Genomic DNA, 2,079 nt, shown 5'->3' on the forward strand with positions numbered 1-2,079 from the left:
TTGTTGTCTAAGATGTCGTTCATTGAATGCAAGCGAAGTGCTTCATTGCCAAGTAAAGCCTGTTTGCTTGTATCGCTCTAACAAACAATTCAAGCAGACCAAAAACGTGTGGCATTTTTAGTTTGCGTTGAGTTTGGTGTTTACGGTGGTTTGCAGAAACGGCATTTGTACGTTTTTGGCAGTTTAATTGGGCGTTATAGCGCTTTGATGATTCAAGGGTTGTCAGGTTCTCGAAAATTGTTGGCTTCAGTGTTTTTTGTTCGATTCCTTAACCATATCTAAGGTGGAAAATTCTCGGCAAGCCAAGTTGCTACAGGCTTTCAGAACTAATTGGATTCACTGAATTTCGAAGCTTGGCTATCGGTTCGTTTTCCTGAATTCTCGACAGAGTTGGTGTTTTGGGTTTTGTGGTCTGGTTGCAGTAGGTTTTGTTGGCTAAGATGGTTTTCATTGAATGCAAGCTAAGTGCTTCATTGCCAAGTGAGTTTGTATGCTTGTATCACTCTAACAAAAGCTTCAAACCGACAAACAACGCGTGGCATTTTTAGTTTGCGGTAATTTTAGTGTTTAAGGTGCAATGCGGCAGCTTGTTTTGTGCGTTGTCTGCGGTTTAAGCTGGCGTTATGTGCTCGGAGAAAATATGCAATATTTCGAAGTCAAAAGTAGCGAAATTCCACTAGATTTATTGCTTGAAGCGGATCCTTCTGAAGCTAATATCGCGTCATATTTGTCTGATTCATGGTGCTTTGCTGCATTAGACAATGGGCAAATTTTAGCAGCTTGTGTCGTTAAAGCGCAGACTAACAGCCTTGCTGAGATATTTAATGTATCAGTATCTTCAGAACTACAAGGTCAAGGTATTGGCTCTAAGCTGCTAAAGTTTGTTCTATCTCAGTTACCAAACAAGGGAATTGATCGTGTAGAGCTTGGTACGGGTACATTTGGCTATCAATTGACTTATTATCAGCGTTTAGGCTTTCGAGTATACTCAATTATCAAAGACCATTTTTTGCTAAACTACCCTGAGTCAATCTATGAAAATGGCATTCAACACAAAGACATGCTGAGATTGTACGTCAATGTTTAGTACGCACATAACAAACGCTTCAAGCGGACTGCCAACGTGTGGCACTTTAGGCTTGCAGTAATAATTGTGTTTAAGGCGTAATGCAGTAGCTTTTGTATTGCGTTGGCAGCAGCTTAAGCGGGCGTTATAGCGCTTTGAAAATTCAAGGTTTGTAAGGTTCTCGAAAGTTGCTGGCTTCTGTGTTTTTGAGTTCGATTCCTCAACCTGAATCAAGGTGTTAAATTCTTGCAAGCCAAGTCGCTGTGGGATCTCATGCCAATTAGAAATTCCGGATTTTGAAGTTTGGTTTTCGGCTCGTACTTGTAAATTTTTCGACTGGTTCGGTGTTTTGGGTGTTGTGGTCTGGTTGCAGATACTCACTTTGGCTAAGATGTCGTTCATTGAATGCAAGCTCAGTGCTTCATTGCCAAGTAAAGCCTGTTTGCTTGTATCGCTCTAACAAAAGCTTCAAACCGACAAACAACGCGTGGCATTTTTAGTTTGCGGTGAATTTAGTGTTTAAGACGCAGTGCAGCGGCTTGATTTGTGCGTTGTCTGCGGTTTAAGCTGGCGTTATAGCGCTTTGATAATTCAAGGGTTGTCAGGTTCTCGAAAGTTGCTGGCTTCAGTATTTTTGAGTTTGATTCCTCAACCAGCATCAAAGTGGAAAAGTCGTCGTAACCCAAGTCGCTACAAGCTTTCAAAATCAATTCGGTTCGCTGAATCTTGAAGCGTTGTTCTCGGCTCGTTTCCCTAAATTCTCGACTGAATCGGTGTTTTGGGTTCTGTGGTCTGGTTGCAGTAAGATTTGTTGGCTAAGATGGCTTTCATTGAATGCAAGCGAAGTGCTTCATTGCCAAGTAAAGTCTGTTTGTTTGTATCGCTCTAACAAACAATTCAAGCAGACCAAAAACGTGTGGCATTTTTAGTTTGCGTTGAGTTTAGTGTTTACGGTGGTTTGCAGAAGCGGTATTTGTACGTTTTTGGCTACTTAATTGGGCGTTATAGCGCTT

Annotated in this window: 1 protein-coding gene; it reads left to right on the forward strand. The window is 41.4% G+C overall.

Going from position 1 to position 2,079, the window contains the following annotated elements; translation table 11 throughout:
- The first annotated feature begins 640 nt into the window (after window positions 1–640).
- Entirely contained in the window at window positions 641–1,087 is a 447-nt protein-coding gene (locus HC752_RS23990) for a GNAT family N-acetyltransferase (protein ID WP_190337697.1), read from the forward strand.
- The last annotated feature ends 992 nt before the right edge of the window (window positions 1,088–2,079 follow it).

This window comes from Vibrio sp. S9_S30, from assembly GCF_014694455.1.
Taxonomy (GTDB): domain Bacteria; phylum Pseudomonadota; class Gammaproteobacteria; order Enterobacterales; family Vibrionaceae; genus Vibrio.